The 21110-nt window shown below is 69.7% G+C and carries 16 protein-coding genes; 3 read left to right on the top strand and 13 right to left on the bottom strand.

The window, feature by feature from the left end:
- Positions 1-114: 114 nt before the first annotated feature.
- From AUP43_RS08250 to AUP43_RS08195, 12 genes are all read right to left on the bottom strand, one after another.
- Positions 115-852: a GntR family transcriptional regulator gene (locus tag AUP43_RS08250; protein ID WP_067555008.1), complete on the bottom strand. Its 738-nt coding sequence runs from the start codon at positions 850-852 to the stop codon at positions 115-117.
- Between the two features lie 80 nt (positions 853-932).
- Entirely contained in the window at positions 933-1427 is a 495-nt protein-coding gene (locus AUP43_RS08245) for a hypothetical protein (RefSeq protein ID WP_067555005.1), read from the bottom strand.
- On the bottom strand, positions 1427-2143 hold the full coding sequence (locus tag AUP43_RS08240; protein WP_198154853.1) for a hypothetical protein: 717 nt from the start codon (positions 2141-2143) through the stop codon (positions 1427-1429). The genes AUP43_RS08245 and AUP43_RS08240 overlap by 1 nt, the downstream gene beginning before the upstream one ends.
- Positions 2144-2178: 35 nt before the next feature.
- Complete coding sequence (locus tag AUP43_RS08235) at positions 2179-3723, bottom strand: formylglycine-generating enzyme family protein (protein WP_067554999.1); 1545 nt, start codon at positions 3721-3723, stop codon at positions 2179-2181.
- The gene (locus AUP43_RS08230; protein ID WP_067554996.1) at positions 3713-4924 is read right to left on the bottom strand and encodes an ABC transporter permease; all 1212 of its coding nucleotides are present in this window, start codon (positions 4922-4924) and stop codon (positions 3713-3715) included. The genes AUP43_RS08235 and AUP43_RS08230 overlap by 11 nt, the downstream gene beginning before the upstream one ends.
- A 3-nt stretch (positions 4925-4927) precedes the next feature.
- Positions 4928-5626, bottom strand: coding sequence for an ABC transporter ATP-binding protein (locus AUP43_RS19570; RefSeq protein WP_157089277.1), 699 nt, complete (start codon positions 5624-5626; stop codon positions 4928-4930).
- A complete protein-coding gene (locus AUP43_RS08220) occupies positions 5623-7581 on the bottom strand; it encodes a vWA domain-containing protein (protein WP_067554993.1) in 1959 nt (652 codons plus the stop codon). The genes AUP43_RS19570 and AUP43_RS08220 overlap by 4 nt, the downstream gene beginning before the upstream one ends.
- A gap of 14 nt (positions 7582-7595) precedes the next feature.
- Complete coding sequence (locus AUP43_RS08215; RefSeq protein WP_067554990.1) at positions 7596-8597, bottom strand: tetratricopeptide repeat protein; 1002 nt, start codon at positions 8595-8597, stop codon at positions 7596-7598.
- Positions 8597-11308 (bottom strand): virulence factor SrfC family protein, encoded by a 2712-nt coding sequence (locus AUP43_RS08210; RefSeq protein ID WP_084462653.1) that lies wholly within the window; start codon positions 11306-11308, stop codon positions 8597-8599. The genes AUP43_RS08215 and AUP43_RS08210 overlap by 1 nt, the downstream gene beginning before the upstream one ends.
- Positions 11262-14252: a virulence factor SrfB gene (locus tag AUP43_RS08205; protein WP_067554984.1), complete on the bottom strand. Its 2991-nt coding sequence runs from the start codon at positions 14250-14252 to the stop codon at positions 11262-11264. The genes AUP43_RS08210 and AUP43_RS08205 overlap by 47 nt, the downstream gene beginning before the upstream one ends.
- A 100-nt stretch (positions 14253-14352) precedes the next feature.
- Positions 14353-15732: an SrfA family protein gene (locus AUP43_RS08200; protein WP_067554980.1), complete on the bottom strand. Its 1380-nt coding sequence runs from the start codon at positions 15730-15732 to the stop codon at positions 14353-14355.
- Complete coding sequence (locus tag AUP43_RS08195) at positions 15723-17252, bottom strand: VWA domain-containing protein (RefSeq protein WP_157089276.1); 1530 nt, start codon at positions 17250-17252, stop codon at positions 15723-15725. Before AUP43_RS08195 ends, AUP43_RS08200 begins: the two co-directional genes overlap by 10 nt.
- Positions 17253-17400: 148 nt before the next feature.
- On the opposite strand from AUP43_RS08195, the gene AUP43_RS08190 reads away from it, so the two are divergent.
- Entirely contained in the window at positions 17401-18393 is a 993-nt protein-coding gene (locus tag AUP43_RS08190; RefSeq protein ID WP_198154852.1) for a S1 family peptidase, read from the top strand.
- On the opposite strand, the gene AUP43_RS08185 is transcribed toward AUP43_RS08190, so the two are convergent.
- Entirely contained in the window at positions 18394-19296 is a 903-nt protein-coding gene (locus AUP43_RS08185) for a LysR family transcriptional regulator (protein WP_067554972.1), read from the bottom strand. It abuts the gene before it with no gap.
- Between the two features lie 98 nt (positions 19297-19394).
- Between AUP43_RS08185 and AUP43_RS08180 the strand changes: the two genes are divergently transcribed.
- Together AUP43_RS08180 and AUP43_RS08175 are read left to right on the top strand one after the other, a co-directional pair.
- On the top strand, positions 19395-20756 hold the full coding sequence (locus AUP43_RS08180; RefSeq protein WP_067554969.1) for an acyclic terpene utilization AtuA family protein: 1362 nt from the start codon (positions 19395-19397) through the stop codon (positions 20754-20756).
- On the top strand, positions 20749-21090 hold the full coding sequence (locus AUP43_RS08175; protein ID WP_067554967.1) for an AtuA-related protein: 342 nt from the start codon (positions 20749-20751) through the stop codon (positions 21088-21090). The genes AUP43_RS08180 and AUP43_RS08175 overlap by 8 nt, the downstream gene beginning before the upstream one ends.
- Positions 21091-21110 lie beyond the last annotated feature (20 nt).

Here is a 21110-nt window from a genome sequence, read left to right as displayed (position 1 = left end):
TCCCCCCTTGCGGGGGAGGGTGGGGAGGGGGGTATGGCGCGGACGGCGCAAGGTGGGCTCCACCCCTACCCCGACCCTGCCCCCTCAAGGGGGAGGAGGCAGGGCGCGAAGGCTTTACCGCCGCAGGAGCGTCATTTCGTAGCGGAAGCGGCCGCCGGGGTGGGTGTTGACGGAGATTTCCACCAGCCGGCCATCCTCGGCAAAATAACGCCGGCCGATCAGCAGCACCGGGGCGTTCGCCGGCAGGGCCAGGCGCGAGGCGGTGTTGGCGTCAGCCGGGATCGCCTCGATGGTCTGGAACACTTCGGCGATGGTCAGCCCGTAGGTCTCCTCGATCATCGCATGCACGGCGCGCTGCTTGCGGCCGATATCGCGCACCACGTCGCCCAGCGCCGCATCGACATAGATTTCGGTATAGGCGAAGGGCTCCGACGCGCCCTCGGCCCGGCGCAGCGCGCTGACGCGCACCCATTGCGTCTCCGCCCGGCAGCCCAGCCGCTCGGCCTGCACGGCATCGACGATCAGGCGCTCGGTGGACAGCACCTCCAGCCGCGTGCTGCTGGCATATTGCAGCAGCTCGTCCAGGGCGCTGATCGAATTATGGAAGCGCCCGTCGGCCTGGCGCGCCGCCAGCACGGAGCCGGCCCCGCGCCGCCGGTTCAGCAGGCCCATGCCTTGCAGCCGGCGCAGCGCCTCGCGCACCGTGTGCCGGCTGACGCGGAAGCGAGCGCACAGCTCCTGCTCGGTCGGGAAGCGCGCGCCGACCTTGTGCACGCCCTGCTCCACCTCGGCCAGCAGCGTGTGCACGATCTCCTGATAGCGCGGGAGGGTGGGGCCGGAAGGATGCGTCATGCGCTGTTCCTGCGACGGCGGCGTCGCCGGTGAAGGGAAAATCGTCGGGGCGTCGCCCAGAGCCTGGAGTATCGGCTGAATCAGCCGGCCGCCAAAGCCTTGATCGCGGCCTGCAGCGCCTCTTTCCGGCCGCGCAGCTCCTCCAGCTTGCGCTGCTTTTCACCCGGATCGGCGCGGGAGAAGGACTGCGCCTGCTCCTCCAGGCGAAGCTGGTCGAGATCGGCCTTCAGCTTGTCGTACTGGGCGCGCGAGACCTTGTTGGTGTTGCGCGCCCGCTCCAGATCGGCGTTCGATTGCTTCAGCTCGGCGTTCAGCGCGGCGAGCTGCTGGTCGTAGCGCTGCGTATCCCGCTCGATGCTGGCGCGCTCGTCGGCCAGGCGCTGCTGGTCGCGCTCAAGCTGGGTCTTGCGGTCCTGCTCATTCTCGTAATTGCGCTGCGCGGTGGTCAGCCGGGTATCGTAATAGCCGCCCCGCGCCAGCTTCGCCGAGGTTTCGGTATAGGCGCAACCGGCCAGCAGCAGGGCGGCGGCGGCAATTGCGGCGGGCGTGACGAACGCCTGGGACATCCGCGCCATCAGCCCAGCCCCGCCACGCGCAGCGAGGTGTTGACCGAGGTGAATTGCGTCTCCAGCACGGCGATCTCCTGGTTCAGGCGGGTGATCTCCCCATCCAGCGCGGCGGTGTTGGCGCCGCTCATGCCGTTGCGGGCCTGCACATAGGTGTCGCGCTTCTCGCGCGCGCCTTCCAGGATGGTTTCGATCTGCTTGGTATTGTCGCGGATCACCCCGGCCTCGGCGCGGGCCTGCTGCACGGTGATCTGCTTCGATTTGACCCGCGCGGCCAGGTTGTCCAGCCGCTGGCGGTCCAGCTCGGCCACGCGCTTGGCGGTCTCCACCGCCTGCGACAGGCGGGCATTGTCGGACCGGGCGTCGGCGGCGATAGATTCCAGCATGGCGATTTCATTCGCCTTGTACTGCGCCTGCTTGGCCTTCATATAGCCGTCGACCCCGCCCAGCACCGCGCCGCCCACCGCGCCCGCGGCGCAGGCCGCCGCGATATCCCTGGAATCGCCGCGCGAGGCGACCACCAATATGCCGATCAGCAGGCAGCCCATGGCCGCGCCGGCCGCGGCGCCGCCGGCGACATTCTCCGCCACGAAGGTTTTCGACTGAGTGCGCAGCAGCTCCTCGTCCGCCGTCAGCGGCCCCCGGTCGCCGACGGTCTCGCAGCCGGCCAGGGCAAGCGCCGCCGCCAGACAGACGATCCGACCGCGCTTGCGTAATGTTGCCATAACCATGAGTTGCACTTCCCTGCCAGACACAGTTGCTACTTTAGCGCACGCACGATGTCGGCAGAAGGCAGTTTCCCCTTGTCGCGGAAAACGCCGACATGCCGACGGAAGGTTTCCGCCAGCGGCTGCAAGGCTTTCAGCCCGCGCGCCGAAAGCTCGGCGTCCAGCACCTTGCCCTGGCTCTGGATCACGCTGTCCGGATAGTCGCGGATCAATTCCACGATGGTGTCGCGGTAATGGACGATATTGGTTTCCACATCCTGGGCGGCGGCGGCGACATCGGCGGCCAGTTCGGTCAGCACCGGCGATCCGGCGGGATAGGCCGGCTTCAGCGCCGCCAGCGCCTTTTCCCGGCCGCCGCGGATGCCGTCGGCGTCCAGGATGCGCTGCGCCAGGATCGCCCCGAAGCGCAGCAGGTTGCGCGCCGCGCGGTCGCGCTGCTCGTTGCGGGTGACGATGTTGGCGCGCATCACCGTGCGCAGCTCCTTCAGCCTTTCCTTGAAGGCGGGGTCCTGGGCGGCGTCGATCAGCACCGCCAGCTCCTGCAACGGGTCCTCCTGCCGGGCGGTGCCGGCCAGCGCGCTTTCAGTCGCCGGCAGCTTGCGCCATTCCGCCTCGATCTCGGCCAGCCGGTCGGCCGAGGTGACCACCGGCGCGGACACGGCAAGGCGGAAGCCCACCGTCTCCAGCCGTCGCTGGCCCTTGGCGTCGAACGGGATCATCTCCTGGCGCTGGGCGGTGCGGATGGAATCCTGCGGGGTGAAGAAATCGCCGCCGCGCACCACCGCCCCGCCGCTCTGCCCGTGCAGGCGGGAGACCTTGTTCAGCCGGTAGGGCTCCAGCGCCAGCTCGCCGGCATTGCCGAGAATATCGTGCAGGCCCAGCGGATTCGGCTTCAACAGCCCGACCGGCTGGCGCTTGAAGTCGGACGAATCCGGCGCGCCGTACCAGGCATAGGCCGATAGCGGCTCGGCCATCGGGAAGACCGGGGCGACGAAGGCGCTCTCGCTGACCGCCGCCCCGCCGCGCGCGGCATATTCCCATTCGGTCTCGGTCGGCAGGCGCAGGAAGCCGCGCGCGCCATCCTCCGTCGGCATCTTGTCGGCGGCGTTGGCGTAGAGCCATTCGGTGTAAGATGTCGCGAAATCCATCGCCTCCAGCCAGGTGACGGCGGTCTTGGGCAGCCGGCCGATATTGGAGGCGCGGCCGCATGTGCCGGACAAGGCGGCATACTGGTCGTCCGTCACCTCGTATTTGCCGAGATAATACAGCCGCCCGCCTTCCTTGCCGCCGCTGAAGGAACCCGCGATATGGTCCGACCGGCTGCTTTCGGCATAGGCGAAACGCTCATCGGTGCCGCCCAGCACCAGCTTGCGGTCGCCCAGCAGCTTTTCCGCCGGCACCGGCACCGGGCGGAAGGCCATCGCCCCGCCGCAGGGCATCGGCAGGATCAGGTCGCCAGCCAGCGGGACGGGGTTATACAGCCGCTCGTTCCAGGAAACATCGGCGGCCTGCGCCGCCGCCGGCAGCAGCAGGGCGGCCAGGGCGGCCAGGGCGGCCAGGAATGTCTTACACCTCACGCAGCGCCTCCGACGGTTCGGTCGCCGCCGCGCGGAAGCCGGTCGCCAGCGCCGAGGGCAGCGCCAGCGCCAGCGTCGCCAGCCCGGCGGCGGCGAAATGCCAGGGCTCCAGCGCTATCGCCGCCTGCCCGGTTTGCAGCAGCGGCGCGAAATAGGACTGCACGGCAATCGCGCCGGCGCCATAGACCGCCAGCGACAGGCCATAGCCGGCCAGCGCCAGCAGCCCCGCCTGCGCCATGGGGAAGGCGGCCAGCAGCCCGCGCCGGAAGCCCAGCAGCCCCATCACGGCGAGCGCGCGGCGCTTGCGCTCCACCCCCGCCACCATGCCGGCAAGCAGCGCGCCGACCAGCCCGGCCGCCGCGACCGAGCCGACGATCAGGAACAGCGCGTTCAGATTGCGGTCCAGCGCCAGGATGCCGGCGATGCGGTCGGCATCGGTGCGGGTCTCGATGCCGGCGGCGCGTACCGCCTCGGCCAAGGGGGCAACATCCGACAGGTCGCGGGCGTAGAGGCGGAAACTGGCATACTCCGCGATCGGTTCCCAGGCGCGCTCCCCCGGCCAGCCGAAGGCCGGAACTTCATAGCCGTCGCGATAGCGCTCGGCAGCCTCGATCAGATCGGGATGCACGAAGGCGGTGGATGAAAGATACAGCGCCTCCGGCACCACGCGGCTGACGGTCAGATCCACCGTAGCCGGCTCGACCCGACCGTCGCGGCTGCGCTCGACTATGCCGCGCAGCCGGTCGCCGGGGCCGGCGTCGAGCTGCCGGGCGGCGGCGGTGCTGAGCGCCACCTGCCCCCGCTCCGCGATCAGCGGGCTGCCCTGGCCCAGCGGATCGCCCGGCGCGGTGGGCAGCATCTGGATATCGGCCAGCGGGGCGCGGCCTTCCGCCTTCGAGAGATAAATCTGCGTGGCGATGGCCCGGGTGGCGGGAACAAGGAACCCGGTTTCCGGGCGGCCCGCCATGTCGCGGAAGAAATCCGGCCCCAGCCGGTAGGAGCCGACCGGGCGGATGCGCAGCGTCTCCGGATTGGCCCGCAGCTCCGCCAGCAGCGTCGTGGCGACGCCATGCTTCAGCGCGAACAGCAGAAGCAGGGGCGCGATGACCGCCGCCGCCATGACAATCTGGCACAGGCTGACCAGCCGGTCATGCCTCAGGTCGGCGATGGCGAGGCGGAGGATCAGCAGCGCGCCGCGCATCGCTCAGCCCCGCTCGATCAGGCCGACAGCCGCGCCGGCGCCGCCGCCGACGCGGCACGCCACCGCCTCGAACCCGGCGCGCGCCGCCAGGGCGGCATCATGCGTCACCAGCAGCACGCAGCATTCCTGCTCCGCCGCCATCTCGACCAGCAGGTCCATCGCCCTCCCGGCGCTGTCCGGATCCAGCGAGGCGGTCGGCTCGTCGGCCAGCACGATCTTCGGGCGATGCGCCAGGGCGCGGGCGATGGCGATGCGCTGGCGCTGGCCGATCGACAGGGCGGCCGGCTTGCGCCCGGCGACATCGGCCACGCCCAGCCGCTCCAGCAGCCGGTCGGCAGCCTCCAGCGGCCGGCCCAGCCGGCGCAGCGGCAGCCGCGCATTCTCCCGCCCCGACAGGAAGCCGAGCAGCCCGCCGGTCTGCAACACATAGCCGATATCCCGGCCGCGCAATTCCGCCAGAGCGGCATCGTTCAGCGATCCGATATCCATGCCGGAGAAACGGAAATGGCCCGGCTTTTCCGTCGCCCCCATTTTCTGCGCCGCCAGCGTCAGCGCCACGATGTCGAGGAAGGTGCTCTTGCCCGACCCGCTGGGGCCGACGATCGCCAGGCGCTCGCCCGGCCGGGCGACGAAACGCGCCACGATCAGCCGGAAGGAATCGCCGCGCCGGCATTCCAGCCCGGCAATCTCGATCAGTCTCACGGCAGCGCCGACAGCGGCACGGGATAGACCGCATCGCCCGGCGAGGCCCCTTCATCCAGCGCCACCCAATTGGCGACATCGTCATGGAAGCTCTGATACAGCCTGATCTTGGCGCTGAGATCGTCCAGAAAGGCGACCTGCTCGCCGATGCTCCAGCGGTTCCACATCTCCTCCGACAGGGCCAGCACCCGGCTGCGATAGGGCAGATCCTCCAGATATTCGCCCATCAGCCCCAGCTCGCCCAGATTGGTCTGGCCGGTTTTGCCGATCTGCGTCGGGTCGCGGCTCAGCACGGCGGCGGCACTTTTGAGCTGATCGAAGAACTTGTCGCGGCTCACCTCGGTGGCGATGCCGACATCGACGATCTGCCGCAGCGCCGCCTGCAAATCGCTGAGCTGGTTCTTGGTCATCAACAGCCGCACCTGAAGCGCGGTCTTGGACGGGTCCTTCAGATCGCGGTCGATGGTCCAGGCGCGCAGCAGGTCAGGAGCCTGGGTGCCGCTCTCGCGGCCCAGATAGACAAGCTGCATGGCATAGCCCAGCGCCGCCGTCTTGGCCTTGATGTCCGCCGCCGGGTCGCCGGCCTTGACGTCAGTCGTGGCGGCGAACTTGCCTTTCTCCGCCTGCTCCACCTGGTTCACGATAGCGTCGGCCAGCACGTCGACATTCCGCCGGAAGCTGGCGACGCTGCCGGCCTGCACCGGATAATACAGCTCCCCGACATTGGGATAGGCGCTGAGGACGCGATACTGCGCCTCCGCCGCCGCATGGTCCTTCGCCCCTTCCGGGGTTTTCAGATGCACGACATAGGTGGCGATGAATTTCTCCAGCGCCTTCTCGCGCACCTGCTCCGCCCCCAGCCCGGTGGAGGAGAAGCGATGGTTGGCGGCGCGTGAGCTGGCATCGGTGATCATCACGATGTAGCGGCCGCCATAGGATGACCAATCCACCTCATCCACCGCGTCCATCAGGCCGGCGAAACCATCCTCCTCGACGCTGCGGGTGGATACTTTCGAGGCCTCCAGCCCGGCGGCCAGCTTCAGGAACGCCTCGCGGTCGCGCACTTGGGCGGGATCGACGAAGAGGCGCGACAGATAGTCCACGCCCTTCACCGCCTTCGGGTCGTCGCGATAGCCGACCAGCCCGAAGCGCATCTTGTCGGCCAGCCCGGCGGCCTGGATGCGGTCGTAGATCTGCGCCACGGCGGCGCGCGCCTCGTCGATATAGGGGCCCATGGAGGTCGAGGCGTCGATGACGAAGACCAATGCGGCGCTGAAATCCTTCAGCCCCTCATTGGCCCGCTGCGACATCTGCGGCGGCCGCGGCCTGGCGGTCACCGAGGCAACCTCGACGCTTTTCACCCGAAAGCCGCTGGCCAGCGCCGTCTCGCGCGCCTGCAGGATCGGCAGCAGATAGAATTGCTGGCGGATATCGACGAATTCTTTCGGCTCCACCGCCACGATCTTGTCCGACGGGGATTCGCCCTTGGCCTCGATGTCGCGCCGGATGGCGGCAAGCTGCTGCGCCAGATCGTCGGCCTCCACCATGTCCAGCATGGCATTCTCCTCGGCGAAGAACAGCGCGCGGTCGCGGCCCGCCGGGTTGGCGAAGGTCAGCACCAGCGACTGCTTCCAGTCGATCGCCTGGTCCGCCTTCACCCAGCCGGCGATGCGCCCGGCGCTGTTGCTGCCCACCTCGATATGCTCGCCCTGCCGGCCATAGACATAGAAGATCGACAAGGGCGGCAGCGCCGCCACCTGCTTGCCGCCCGGCTTGTCCAGCAGCGCCGTCCCCGGGCGCGTCAGCACGCGCTGGAACAGGGTCTGCTTGCCCTCCATCAGCAGCGGCTGGCGCGCCTGCGCCACGGCCTCGGCTGTCACCAGCAGCGACAGCAGCAAGGCGCAGAGCACCAGAATGCGGGGCGCAAAAGTGCGGGGCGGCAGGATGCGGCGCATACGCGTCTCCCTCTTTATTCGATGCCCAGCTTGGCCAGGCTTTCCTTGGCCTCGGCATGGCCCTGGTCGGCGGCGCGGCGCAGCCAGACCGTGCCCTGTTCCGGCCCGCTGGCGTCGCTGGTCGCGCCCGACAGCAGCAGCCGGCCCAGCGCGAATTGCGCGTCCGCCCGCCCGGCCTCCGCCGCCTTGCGGTAATAGCTGGCGGCCTGCTCCGCATCCGGCGCGGGGAAGGCGGATGTCTCCTTCGTGTGCGTCGCCGGATCGTACATGCGGCCGATGGCGTAGGCCGCCGCCGCATCCTGCTTGCGGTCGGCATGGCGATAGATCAGCAGCGCCAGATCGGGATGGCCGGCGGCAAGAAACTCGTCGGCTTTGGCGGTTGCCGCCGGGCCGTCGGGCTCGGCGTTCAGAAACTCCCGCATCGCCAGCTCGTCATAGAACGGGCCGGTCGCCACGGCCGGCCGCTCGCGCTCCAGCATGCCGGAATCCCAGACATAATAGCCGACGGCGAGCAGAACCAACAGCGGCCCCAGCCACAGCCATTTCCGCAAATTGGGCTTGTCGGGATTTACCTCGATGGGCGGCGGGGGGTCCGCCGCCAGAATCCTCGGTTCGGGTTCCGGCTCCGGCTCTGGCTCTGGCGGCGGCGGGACCGCACCGGCGCTGTTGCCGCCGGGCAGGATGATCTTCGGCCAGGCGATGCGCGTGCCGTTGCCGGGCTGGAAGGGCTGGCCGGCGGCGCGGAACTGGAGCGCCACCGTGGCGATGCCGCCCAGCGGCACGGTCTTGTCCGGGCCGATGCGGGCGGTGAAGCCGTTTTCCGTGCGCTCGACGATCTCCAGCCGGTTCCAGGCCTCGTCCTCCTGCCAGTCGGCCCCCAGCCAGGGGCGGTTCGCCCCGCCGCGCCGGATGCTGATTTCCACCGGCCCCTCGTCCAGCGACACGCCTTCGATCGCAAGCCGGCACCAGCCCGGCGGATCGAGCGCCAGATCCTGATAGGCCCGAATGACCGTCATTACGCCTGCTCCAGCCGGGCTTCGATATGGGCGCGGTCCAGAATCCGGCCCAGGGCGGCGTTCTGCGCCTCGGAAATCTCGCGCGCCGCAGCCACGCCCATATTGTCGATGGCAGCCTGCACCAGCGCGGCCAGCCAATCCTGCGTGAAGTCGCGCGCCAGTTTCATCGGCCGTTGGGCCAGGGCCGGCATGCCGTCGAAGCCGGGCGGCGGCGCGAAGGCGCGGCGGCGGGCGGGTTCGGGCAAGGGCGGCACCGGCGGCCGGGCATCCGGCGGCAGGGCGGTGTAGCCGAAGCTGGTGACCACCTCGTTGATCGCATTGGCGGCGACGCAGGCGGCGCGGGCCGAGGCATTCTCCCAATCGGCCGAGCCGATGGAGACCTGGCGGCGCACCTCGGCGGCGATCCTGCCGGCCACGCCCCGGCGCAGCGTCGCGGCGATCAGCTCCTGCGCCAGCAGATCGGCGGTGTCGCCGTCGATCTTCCGGCGCAACGGATGGGTCTGGTCGGCGGCGAATTCGCGGACCCGGCGAATCCAGTGCTGCACCGCGCGTTCGGCGAAGGCCTGGCTGCGGTCGCCCTCGCTGACGCCCGCCGGGGCGTGTGGCGTTTCCTCGAAATCGTCGAAGATGCTGCCCCCGGCGGCAGGGGCAAGCGCCTGGGTTTCTTCTCCGGCCATGCTGGCCACGGTGAAATACAGCCCGCGCAGCTCATCCTCCTGCGCGCTCAGCGCGTCGAGCAGCCGGCCGGCGCTGCGGAACTCGTCGGCGACGATCGCCTTGCCGGCGGCCTCGGCGGCCTGCTTCGCCTTTTGCAGCTTCTCCTCGCGCGAGCCCGACGCCCCGGCATCGTAGAAGCGCTGGAACCCGTCGGTCAGATGCTGCGCCTGGGCCAGCAGCCGGCCGCGCACCTGGCCATCCTTCACGCGCGGATCGGAAACCTGGGCGATCTTCTCGACGATGTAGGACACGCCGCCATCATTCAGCGCCAGCAGCGCGTCATAGGCGGCCGGCGCATCCTCGAAATAGCGGGTCACGCGCTCATCGGCCAGCAGATGCTGGCGTATCTCCGGCAGCCGGGCGGCGATGTCCGGCGCATAGCCGGTTTCGGTCAGCGGCTCGACGCGCACCCGCGCCCCGCCCCGCTCCTCGGTGGCATAGCTGACCAGATGGGTCTGCTCGATGCCCGGATTGCGCAGCCACAGCGTGTTGCGGAAAGGCTTGCCGTCCCAATCGTCCAGCCAGCCATCGCGCTGATACAGCTCGATCATCGAGGCATAGACACGGCGGTACCATTTGCCGCGCCGGGATTCCTCGTCCTCGCCTTCCTTGGTGACGAAATCGGCGTCCGACTTGGTCAGCACGAAGAACAGCGCGTTGCGCTGCCGCTGGCGTTCCGCCGGCGTCTCGCCATGGGTCGACCAGATCCAGTCGCGCACCAGCGGGCCCAGATCCTTCACCTCGGCATTGCTGCCGGCCATGCAGAGCAGCATGGCGGTGATCTCCCGCTCCTCCGAATAGCGCTGGAACAGCACCGCGACCTTGCCGCGAATGAACAGCTCGCGCGGCCGGCGGGCGAGATCGTCGTCATCCTCCGCGCGCTCGGCGATGCTGCGGTATTTCTCGCGCGAGCGCGCGCCGGGGAAATCCAGCAGGTCGACCTGGTCGAACAGCGGCCAGGTCTCGTTGCGCATGGCGATGCGCAGTTCGGCGACCAGCGCACACAGCACGGCGCGCGGCAGCTCGGCGGTCTTCGTCCCCTTGACCGGCACGCAGTCCGCCTCGTCGGCCTCGGTGCCCAGCTCCAGCTTGATGCGGTCGACATCGATGATGCTGCGCTCGCGCGGGGTCAGCGCCGCGATGGCGGCATGCGCCTCGGCCGGGTAGCCGATGGCCTCCAGCGCCTGGACCAGCCGGACGAAGAGCGCGGTGAACTCCTCGATGCCGCCCCACAGCACGCTGAACAGCCGGGCGCGGTCGGCGATCGACAGCTCGGCCGCGTGCGCCAGGGCGAAATCCCAGTAACCGGCCGGCTCCAGGAACGTCAGCCGCTTGGAGAAATTGCGCGCCAGATATTCCTTCAGATCGAAGATCGACAGCTCGCCCAGATGCGGCAGCGGCGGGGCCTTGGCGGTCTTGCGCAGCTCGGCCAGCAGCGCATGCGTCTCCGGCTCGCCCGGCGGGTCGAAGGACAAATTGTTGGCGTCGAAATCCAGCAGGAAGCTGTTGGCGAAGATGCGCACCAGATCGGTCTCGCCCAGCAGCCGCAGCGAGACGGGATAACCGTCCGGCGTCGGCACCGCGATCTTGGTGAAGCGGGTGACTAGCCCGGTCGATTCCTTGTCGCCCGGCGGGTTGATCTCGCGCAGGAAATCCATCGCCCGGCCGCCGATATCGGCCACCAGCCGCTCATCCGCCCCGCCGGCGGAAGCGGGCTTCTTGCACAGCCGGGAGACCAGATAGGACTTGCCCGCCTGGCTGGGGCCGAAGATGCCGACGCACATCCGCCGGGCCGCCGCGTTGCCCAGCTTGCGCGCGGCATTCTCCACCCGGCGCGACAGATCGATCAGCGCCGGGAATTCCGACTTGATGCGCGCGGACTCCGCCGCCGTCTCGCGCACCCAGCCGCGCGCGGAACCGGCCGCGCCCGCCAAGTCGCCGGCGGCGTCAGCTACGGCGGAGGATGCCAGTGTCGAGCCAGTAGCCATCGCCATCACTCAATGTCTGCAGTTTCAGGGTCAGCGACTGGCGCACATTGCCGCCGGCCGCATCGCGCGCTTCGTCGATCTCCATCGCCTCGGTCAGCCCGTCGCCGCGCTGCACCCGGCCGCGTTTCAGCCGCACCTCGATGGGCGTCCTGGCGTGCAGCCGGCGGCGATCCTCCTCGCTGCGGTAATCCAGCGTGTAGAGGCGGGTCGCCGGCCACCATTCGTTCGGGAATTGCCGGAAGCCCAGCGCCATGACGCCGCGAAACTCGAACCCGCCCTCCGGCAGGTCGGTGTCGGGGTCTTCCAGATCGATATCGGCGTAATAGGTATCGACCGCCGGAATACGCCCCGCACCGTCCAATTTGCCGATATAGCGCGCGGTCGATTTCGGATTCCGGATACGATCTGACCGGAAATTGAAACCCTCTATGCCGCCTTCGGCCAAAGCGCAGATCATCGCCCCCACCGCCGCCGTCGTTTTGGGGTCGTCGATGCGCGCCTCATGATCGCGGAACGGATACCAGTGGCCGACGCGGAACCGGTGCAGCGGCACGATCCGGCCGACCAGCATCGGCAGCGCCTCCTCCAGGCAGGCCTTCACCATCGGCAGGCGCGACGGCCGGCCGGAGACCAGCAGCAGATCGCAGCGATAGCGCCAGACAATCTCCGCCATCGCCTCCAGAATCGGCTGAAACACGCCGCGCGCGGTCTGCTCGATGGCGTCCAGATCGACCGGGAAGGCCAGCGCGCGCAGATCGAAGCCGACGCCGCCGCGCCGCTCCACCTCGGAATTCAGCCGGGCGATGACGCCCTCGGCCGGCGTTTCGCCGGGGCCGAAAATATCCGCGAACCCAAGCTGCGTGGTCGCCTCGCTGCCGGCCTCGCGCCCCGCCTCGTAGCGCGACAGCAGGGCCAGCGCGATGGGGGCGGCCACCTGCAGCGCGAATTGCTGGCGGCGCACCTGGTCGGAGACATCCATGTCGCCCCGGTCGCCGCCGAACAGATCGATGGTCAGCGCCCGGCCATTCGGCACGCCGGCTGCCTCCACCGCCGTCTCGATGCGGTCCAGCACATGCGCCTGGATGATGCGGTAGACCAGATCGTCGCCGGCCACGTTGAAGCCCTCGCGGAACAGCTGCTCCGGAAAGATCGTCACCGTATTGCCGGCGCCCTCATGGGTGAATTCGGTGACCACCAGGTCGGTCGTGCCGCCGCCGATATCCAGCGTGGCGATGCGCAGCCCCTTGGCTTCCGCATTTTCCGGCCGGCGCATGGCGGCGAAGAAGGCCGGGGCGTGGCCGGCGAAATTCTTCACGATCTGGGTATAGAGATAGACCACCTGGGTGGCGCTGGCCTCATCCCAGACCAGGAGGATTTCCGGCTCGACAACGCCGTCCGCCTCCCAGATCAGCGCCCCATTCTCGCCGACCTTGGCCAGCTTCAGCGCCAGGTAGACCAGGTCGCGCGCGGCCCGCGCCCGCTCCGCCAGAATGCGCCGTTCGGCCAGTGGCAGGGCCGAGGGCATGGTCATGATGATGCGCTTCAGCCGGCGGGGATTGTCGCCATTCGGCCGGCGCGAGCGATGCGCGGCGGCATTGATCATGGTCAGCGCCTGCAGGAAGATTTCCGTCAGCGCGAAGCTGAACAGGTTGCTGCGCGAATAGCGCGCCTCCATCGCCGGCAGGCTGTCGCCCTCCGCACCGACCCGATGCAGCGGCGTGCCGGCATCGTTCACCAGCACCGCCATCGGCCCCTGGGCGGCCAGCGGCTCGATATCGCCGCGCAGCGTGCGGTGGTTGAAGCGCCAGGGCTGGGCCGGCGATTCGGTCGACCAGAGATAGCGCTTCGGGCTCGACATGCCGGTCGAGCCTTCATTGCCGACGCGCTGGCCGGCCAGGCGGGCGGCTTCCTCGCCGACCCGCGTCAGCGTCGGCCATTCGAAGGCGTCGCTGCGGCCGGAGCGGTGCGAGAGATGGTTGCGCCCGAAGCTGGCGACCGCGAATTCCACCCGGCTTTCGAACGGATCGGAATAGACATATTGCGGGTTGCCGAGATCGCGCAGCTCCAGCTTCACCGCCTGGGCGACATCGGCCCCATGGTCGGGGTCGCGTTCGACGATCAGCCCGCAGGTGCGCGAATTGCCGACATCCAGCACCAGGTCGCAATCGATGAAGGGCTGGCGGCGGCTGGTCAGCGTATCGACCAGCTTCACATTCTCCGGCAGCACCTCGGCCCGGTCCAGCAGGTCGAGCAGGGCGGCATAGCGCAGCAGCGGTTCGGCATAGCCGGTCTCGGCCAGTTCCTCTGCCACTTCCTCGGGCGCCACCGGGTCGGCGCGGCGGCGGCCCTGGCGCTGCTGGCGGCGGGCCTGCAGCATCTCGCGATACAGCTCGTTGACCCACAGCACGACCCATTCCTCGGCCAGGAACCAGCCGACCGAGGCGGCATCGTTCGCCAGGCCGAAGGGCAGCCCCGCCTCCGCATCGGCCAGCGACGGGGCCAGGTAGGGACGGCCCTCGACATGGGTCATCAGGTCGGTGTCGAGCGCCAGCACCAGGTGATAATCATTGCCGTCCTCATCCGGCTCCGGCAGCGGGATGATGCGGATGCGCGCCCAGTTGGACGGCCCGCGATAGAAACCGTCGCCAACCCGGCGCAGCAGCGGCAGCGGCGTCCAGCGGTCGCCGAACAGCTCGAACACCTCGCGCCGGCCGATCGTGTATTTCGCCGCCATGCTGCGGGTCTGCAGGCTGACCGGCTCGTCGTCGCGGCTGACCAGCGCGAATTCGCCGGGCTGCGGCGTCGCCCCGGCGCGCACGGCATCATGGCAGCCCCAGTCGCGCGGCAGCTTGTCCCCAGTCGAGCGCAATCTGAAATCGAGAAACTGGATCCCGCTGCGCGGAATGATCGACACCGTCTTCGAGTGACGTAAACGCTCCTTCAGCACCATGGACTGACCCGGCTCCCTTTCCTGCGCCCCATTAAAGGATGACCGGCGCGGCGCATGCAAGCCACACCGGGGCCAGCCTTGGGCCTGTCGACAGGCGCGATCAACGGCTGATCCCCACATTGTAGGTCGATCCATCGGGATTCACGCCGACACAGCTTGTCCGCCCATCCGCGCCGGGACGGCATTCGGTGACCGAGGGCGCGTAGCTGCTGCCGTCCGGGCAGGAGAGCGGGCCCTGTTCGGCAATGCGCAACCCGCCATCGGCGGTGCGGCTGGCGGTGGCGGGGGCCTGGCACTCGCTGCCATCGGCGCGCCGGATCACCGCCTGGCCCTGGCCCTGATCGTCGAACCGGTAGCGCTGGTCCAGCGGCCGGCCGCTGCTCTGGTCGACCAGCCCGCCATCGGATTTCCACTCGCCCTGCAGGAAGCCGACGCTGCCCTGTCCCGCCGCCGGCGAATCGGGCGGCGGCAGATCCAGCGGCTGGTCCTGCGGGGGCGGCTCCGAAGGCGGCGGTTCCGACGGGGGCAGCTCGGATGCAGGCGGTTCCGGCGGCGTCTGTTCCGGCCCGGGCGGCTCCGATGCGGGAGGCTCGGACGCCGGGGGTTCAGCAGCCGGCGGCTCCGGCGGCGGCGTCTCCGCGCCAGGAGGCGCACCTGGGGGGACCGCGCCAGCGTCGGGCACAGTCCCTTCCGGCACCGCGATGACGCCCTCGACCGTGCCGTCGCCGCGCGGCAGCAAGATCGCGTCAGGGCCGGTGGAACCCGGCGGCAGGGTCGGATCGGGCGCCGTATCGACCGGTCTTTCCTCCGCCGGCCGGCCATCGCCGACCATCTCGCAGCCGCGCAGCAGCCAGAACAGCAGGCCCAACAGCAGCAAGGCGAGCAGCGCCAGCAACAGCCAATGCCACCAGGGGCGGCCGGCGGCTGCGACGGCCGCGACCGGCGCGGCAGCCGTTGCGGCAGCCTGGGCCATGGCCGGCGCGCGCACGCCGACCGGGTTGAAGCTCAGCGTATCGAACGGCGCGCTGCCGCCCTCGAAGCCCCACAGCGTCAGCACCGGCGTGTCGCCGACCAGATACAGCGTCTCCCCCCCTGGCGAGCGCACCGCCTGGCGCACCAGATGCGCGAAGCCGCTTTCGGCCCGCGTCACCCCCTCGCGCGCCTCCAGCTCGGCGACGAAGCGCAGCAGCCCGTCGCGGATCTCCACCACCTTGGGCGCAAAGCGGGCCTGCTCCGCCTCGGGCAGATCGGCCCAGCGGCGCACCGGGCCGTCAATCTCGGCATGCCAATGCACCTGCCGGTTGGCCTCGTCGATTTCCGGGCGGGCGAGATAATGCGCGGCGGCCGGCCCCAGGCGCGGGGTCAGGGCCGCGACCAGCTTGCGGTGGCTGAGATAGGCCGGCTGACCGAGCGCGCCCAGCGGCCGGTACTCGTCCATGCCCGAACTGCGCAGGAGGGGGCCGGCGAATCCTATCGGCATGCGCGTATATCCGGCTGTTCGCTGGCCTGCTGCACCATGACCTGCATGTCGGCCGCGCTATTCGGCTGGAAGACGCGGCCGCCGGTCGCCTGCGCCATGCATTGCGCCGTGGGATTGCCGGCGGAGCCGCTGATATCGATGACGTTGATCTTCACTTTCGGCTTGCTGCGCGCCACCGCGCGGGCGGCGGCGCAGGGATCGCCGCCGCAGGAATCCGCCCCGTCGGTCACCACCACCACCACGCCGTCGACCTGGCTGGAAATCACCGAGCCGGCGCGCTCCACCGAGCGGGCCAGCGGCGTGCCGCGCTGCGGCGACAGGCCGTTCACCCGGCTCATCAGCTGCCCGCGCTCATTCGCGCCATAAAAACGGTCGCGGTCGATCCGGGTGCAGTCGGTGAATTCCACCAGCCCGACATCGACATCCTGCGGCAGTCCGCCGACGAGCTGGCCGATGGAGCGCTGCGCCGCCTGCATCCGGTTTGCCGCACCGGGGATGCTGTCGCGCATGCTGCCCGAGGCGTCGACCACGAGCACCACCTCCGGCGCTTCATAGGGTTGGCGGTTCGGCACGCAGGCATTCTGCGCCGGTTGCTGGCGCGTCGGCGGCGGGGTCGCCGGCACCTGCGCGATCTCCGGCAGGGCCGGCAAATCGGGCAATGCCGGGGTTTGCTGCGGGGGCGTGGCGGGGGGCGGCATGGCGGGAGGCGGTTCGGTAATCGCCGGCGGCTCGGTCGGGATCGCCGGTATCTCACCACGCGGGATCGGCGGGACGATGCAGGCCTTCAACTGCTCCTCGCGCTGAGCGCGCAGTTCGGCCAGGCGCTCCTCCATGCCCGCAAGATCGGCCGGTTCCGCCTCCACTGGGCGTTCCCCTGGGCGCTCCACGACCACCGGCGGCACCGGCTCGCAGGCCCGCAGCGCCAGCAGGAGCAGCACTCCCAGCAGCAACAGCAGAAGCAGCCAGCGCCACCAGCCGCCCCATCCGGCGGCCGGCGCGGCCAGCGCCGGGGCGACCGGCTCGGGCGGCAGGACCGGCTTCGCCACCGCGCCAATGGGGGTGAAGCTGGCGGGCGCATGGGCCGGGTCTTCCGGCGCGAAGCCCCAGAAGGTCAGGACCGGCCGGCCCTCGACCAGATAGGCGTCCGACGTGTCGGCAAGCTGGGTCGCGCGCTCCAGCATCTCGGCCAGCGTCGCGCCGGAGCCGCCGCGCGCCGCCTGCTCGGCGGCCAGCACGCGGATATCGGCCAGCTTGCGCGCAATATCCGCCTCATGCGGGGCGCGCTCCTCCGGCGGCAGATCGGAAAGAGGCCGCACCGCGCCGGGCCAGGCGGCGTACCAGTCGAAGCCGCCATCGCCCTTGCGTTCCGGCCGGGCGAACAGGTCGGCATGGTCCGCGCCGAGACGGGCGCGCAGCACCGCGTCGATCTGGCGATGCGAATCGATCACCTGCTGGCCCTGCACGCCAAGCGGGCGTCGCCCGGCCGGCGAAGCGGTTCTGATCAGGGTCGCGGTTGCCACGTCTGCTGTCGCCATCCATCCGATGCGTCGGCGGGCAGCCTAGCGCAACCGCCGGGTGGCAACCAGACGGCAATCCATCGGCGATTGTTCCCGCCGGGCCGGTCTGCCTATGATGCCCGACCCGCAACCGACCGGTGCGCCCCTGACGATGACAGCCGATTCGGCCCCCGACGACCGCAAGCCCGTGCTGACCGCGCCCTGGATCGCCGCCTATGCGTTGCTGGCGCTGGCGATCCTGGGCCTGGCGCTGTGGCTGTGGCTGCGGCCGCCGCCGGTGGAATATCGCGATGTGCCGGCCCCGGCGAATCAGAGAAATCCGGCGAATCAGGGGGATGCGGACCGCCTCGCCGCCTTGCAGGCCGAAGCCGACAAGCTTGAGGCCGAGATCGCCGCCGATGAGTGCCCGCCAGGTACGGTAAAGCAGGGCGGGGCGCAGCAGGGCAACGCCGCCCTCGCCGCCGCGCCATCGACACCGCTGTCCACCAGCGCGCTGCGCGAGCGGCTGCGCGCGGCCACCGCCATGGTGCTGGCCGGCGACAGCGCCGGCACCGGCTTCTTCATCGCGCCCGACCTGTTGATGACCAACCGCCATGTCGCGGAGGAGGCGACCAATGGCGAGGTCGCCGTCACCTCGCGCGCCATTGGCCGGGTGGTGAAGGGCCAGGTGGTGGCGATGTCGCAAAAGCAGGACGACCGGGCCATCGATTATGCGCTGATCCGGGTGCCGGACGCCAAGCCGACCCAGGTGCTGGGCCTGACCGGCCAGTACGATGCATTGCAGCCGGTGGTGGCGGCGGGCTATCCCGGCTTCCTCACCATGGCCGACGACAGCATGTGGCGGCTGCTGGGCGGCGACCTGACCGCCGCCCCGGCGCTGGTTCTGAACCAGGGCTCGATCCAGGCGGTGCAGACCCTGCCGACAGGCGACGAGGTGCTGGTGCATTCAACCGATATCGCGCAGGGCAATAGCGGCGGCCCGCTGGTCGATGCCTGCGGCCGGGTGGTCGGCATCAACAGCTTCATCCGCATCGACGCCGAGAATGCCGGCCGCGCCAGCTACGCCCTGTCGGCGCGCGGCATCGCCGCCTTCATCGGCGCGCTGGGCCAGGCGCCCGCCCTCGACATGGCGGAATGCGGCTGATCAGTCCAGCCGCTGGAACGCAATGCGGATTTCGTCGGCTAGGAAGCTGGCGGCGACCGAGAGGCTGCGGCCGGTGACGGTGACCAGGCAGATGCGCCGGCGCACCACCGGCTCCAGGATCGGCACCGAGGCCAGCCCCTCGCGCGGGAACATGCGCAAGGTCAGCTCCGGCAGCGCCGTCACGCCCAGCCCGGCGGCGACCAGGGCGACGGCGGAGGGAATCTGCTCCACCTCGTAGCGCGCACGGATGGTGCGGTCGGCCTGCACCAGCCCGCCCTCGGCGAAGCGCCGGACCGAGGTGGAAGCCGCCATGGCGATGAAGGGATAGGCGGTGATCTGCTGCCAGGTGGTCTCGCTCTGCGCCGCCAGCGGATGATCGGCCCGGCAGACCAGATGGAAGGCGTCGGTGCCCAGCTCCTCGCTGGTCAGCTCCGGATAGACCGCCGGCTGCGTGGTCACCGCGAAATCCGCCAGCCCGTCGCGCACCGCACTGATCGCCCGGTCCTGCAGATAATCGCGCACCGTCACCTCGACCTCCGGATAGGCGGCGGCGAAGGCGTGCAGCGCCCCCGGCAGCACCGCCGCGGCGATCGACGGCAGCACCGCGACCGATACCCGGCCGCGCTGGCCGGACGAGCGGCTGATCAGCGATTCCAGCGTCTTCTCGAAATCGCGCACCAGATGCTCCGCCACCGCCGCCAGGTCGCGCCCGTCGGTGGTCAGCGCCAGCGTGCGGGTGGTGCGGTCGAACAGCCGCAGGCCAAGCTGTTCCTCGATCTTGCGGATGGTGCTGCTGAGCGAGGGCTGGGTGATGCCGAGCTGCTCGGCCGCCTCGCTGAAGCTGCTCCCCCGGCTGGCGGCGACGAACACCTTCAGCTGCCGCAGCGTCAGATTGATAGACATGATTTATATATACCGAACATAAATGCTTGACGCCTATGAATTGCTTTCCTAATCCTAAAGTGAAGTGGCCGGTAGACGCCGCGCAAGGAGGAAAGCGAATGCCAGTCCAATCGATCCGCGTTGGATCGGGTGCGGGATTTTCCGGCGACCGTATCGATGCCGCCCAGCCGGTGATACGCGAGCTGATGACCGGCGGCGGCCCCACGGCCCTGATGTTCGAGACGTTGGGCGAGCGCACCCTGGCGCTGGCGCAGCTGCGCCGCCGGGAGAATCCGGAGCTTGGCTACGAGCCGAAGCTGGCGGCGATATTGCAGCCGATTCTGCCGGACTGCCTGAAGGCGGGCATCACCATCCTGGGTAATTTCGGCGCGGGCAACCCGCCCGCCGCCGGCCGGCTGATCGACGGGCTGATGGCGAAGGCCGGCCTGAACGGTCGCATCGCGGTCATCACCGGCGACGATCTCTTGCAGGCCGACGGGCTGGAGGTGCTGCGCGCCCATTGCCCCGACCTGCCGGACGAGAAGCTGCTGATTTCCGCCAACGCCTATCTGGGCGCGGAGCCGCTGGCCCAGGCGATGGCCGAGGGTGCCGACATCGTGGTCACCGGCCGGGTCGCCGACCCGTCGCTGGCGCTGGCCCCGATGATCCACCATCTGGGCTGGGCGACCGATGATTGGGACCGGCTGGCGCAGGGCACCATGGCCGGCCATCTGCTGGAATGCGGCGCCCAGGTCACCGGCGGCTATTTCGCCGATCCCGGCCTGAAGGACGTGCCGAATATCGAGGAGGCGACCTTTCCCATCGCCACCATGAACGCCGATGGCAGCTTCGTCATCGGCAAGCCGCCCGGCGGCGGGCTGGTCGACCGGCGCACCGTCACCGAGCAGCTGCTGTACGAGGTGCACGACCCCGCCGGCTATCTGACGCCCGACGTAGCCGCCGACATCACCGGCGCGGAGATCGTCGAGCTGGGCGGCGACCGGGTGCGCGTCGACGGCATTCGCGGCCATGCCCGGCCGGAGACGCTGAAGGTCACCGTCTGCTTCGATGGCGGCTGGATCGGCGAGGGCGAGATTTCCTACATGGGGCCGAACGCCGCCGCCCGCGCCCGGCTGGCCGGCGAGATGGTGCGCCGCCGCGCGCCACAGAGCCTGAAGCTGCGCTTCGACTTGATCGGCGTGATGAGCGTGCTGGCCGACGATGGCGGGGCCGCCTGGCGGGATTTCGCGCCCGACGAGGCCGCCGCCCGCGATGTGCGCCTGCGCGTCGCCATGAGCGGCCCGGACAAGGAATCGGTGGAGCGCGGATTGCAGGAGATCGAGGCGCTGTATTGCACTGGCCCGGCCGCCGGCGGCGGCATCCGCCTCAGCAGCCGGCGGCGGATTTCCACAATCTCCTGCTATGTGCCGCGCGCGGCGGCACGGCCGCGCATCGAGATGCTGGAGGCGCGTCATGGCTGAAACCCTGTTGCACCGCATCGCCCATGCCCGCGCCGGCGACAAGGGCAACCGGCTGAACATCAGCCTGATCGCCTATGACCCGGCGCTGTACGAGACTCTGCGCGAGCAGGTGACTGTCGAGGCGGTGACGGCGCATTTCCGCCACCGCACCCCCAGCGCCGTGGCGCGCCACGAGCTGCCGAAGCTGCACGCGATGAACTTCGTGCTCGACGGCGTGCTGGATGGCGGCGTGACCCAGGCGCTGAATCTGGACGCGCACGGCAAGTGCCTCAGCTTCCACCTGCTCGACCTGAAAGTGACCGTGCCGGAGGCGCTTACCCATCTGATCCGCTGAACTAACCAATAAACCGAGGG

The sequence above is a fragment of the Oceanibaculum pacificum genome (assembly GCF_001618175.1).
GTDB classification, from domain to species: domain Bacteria; phylum Pseudomonadota; class Alphaproteobacteria; order Oceanibaculales; family Oceanibaculaceae; genus Oceanibaculum; species Oceanibaculum pacificum.
Note: the sequence above shows the minus strand (reverse complement) of the source record. Positions and strands in the feature narration are given on the sequence as shown.

Excerpts from the sequence above, each read along its gene's own strand:
- AUP43_RS08250 (WP_067555008.1), bottom strand. The coding sequence starts at position 852 with ATGACGCATCCTTCCGGCCCCACCCTCCCGCGCTATCAGGAGATCGTG.
- AUP43_RS08245 (WP_067555005.1), bottom strand. The coding sequence starts at position 1,427 with ATGGCGCGGATGTCCCAGGCGTTCGTCACGCCCGCCGCAATTGCCGCC.
- AUP43_RS08240 (WP_198154853.1), bottom strand. The coding sequence starts at position 2,143 with ATGGCAACATTACGCAAGCGCGGTCGGATCGTCTGTCTGGCGGCGGCG.
- AUP43_RS08230 (WP_067554996.1), bottom strand. The coding sequence starts at position 4,924 with ATGCGCGGCGCGCTGCTGATCCTCCGCCTCGCCATCGCCGACCTGAGG.
- AUP43_RS08220 (WP_067554993.1), bottom strand. The coding sequence starts at position 7,581 with ATGCGCCGCATCCTGCCGCCCCGCACTTTTGCGCCCCGCATTCTGGTG.
- AUP43_RS08215 (WP_067554990.1), bottom strand. The coding sequence starts at position 8,597 with ATGACGGTCATTCGGGCCTATCAGGATCTGGCGCTCGATCCGCCGGGC.
- AUP43_RS08210 (WP_084462653.1), bottom strand. The coding sequence starts at position 11,308 with ATGGCGATGGCTACTGGCTCGACACTGGCATCCTCCGCCGTAGCTGAC.
- AUP43_RS08205 (WP_067554984.1), bottom strand. The coding sequence starts at position 14,252 with ATGGTGCTGAAGGAGCGTTTACGTCACTCGAAGACGGTGTCGATCATT.
- AUP43_RS08200 (WP_067554980.1), bottom strand. The coding sequence starts at position 15,732 with ATGCCGATAGGATTCGCCGGCCCCCTCCTGCGCAGTTCGGGCATGGAC.
- AUP43_RS08190 (WP_198154852.1), top strand. The coding sequence starts at position 17,401 with ATGACAGCCGATTCGGCCCCCGACGACCGCAAGCCCGTGCTGACCGCG.
- AUP43_RS08185 (WP_067554972.1), bottom strand. The coding sequence starts at position 19,296 with ATGTCTATCAATCTGACGCTGCGGCAGCTGAAGGTGTTCGTCGCCGCC.
- AUP43_RS08180 (WP_067554969.1), top strand. The coding sequence starts at position 19,395 with ATGCCAGTCCAATCGATCCGCGTTGGATCGGGTGCGGGATTTTCCGGC.
- AUP43_RS08175 (WP_067554967.1), top strand. The coding sequence starts at position 20,749 with ATGGCTGAAACCCTGTTGCACCGCATCGCCCATGCCCGCGCCGGCGAC.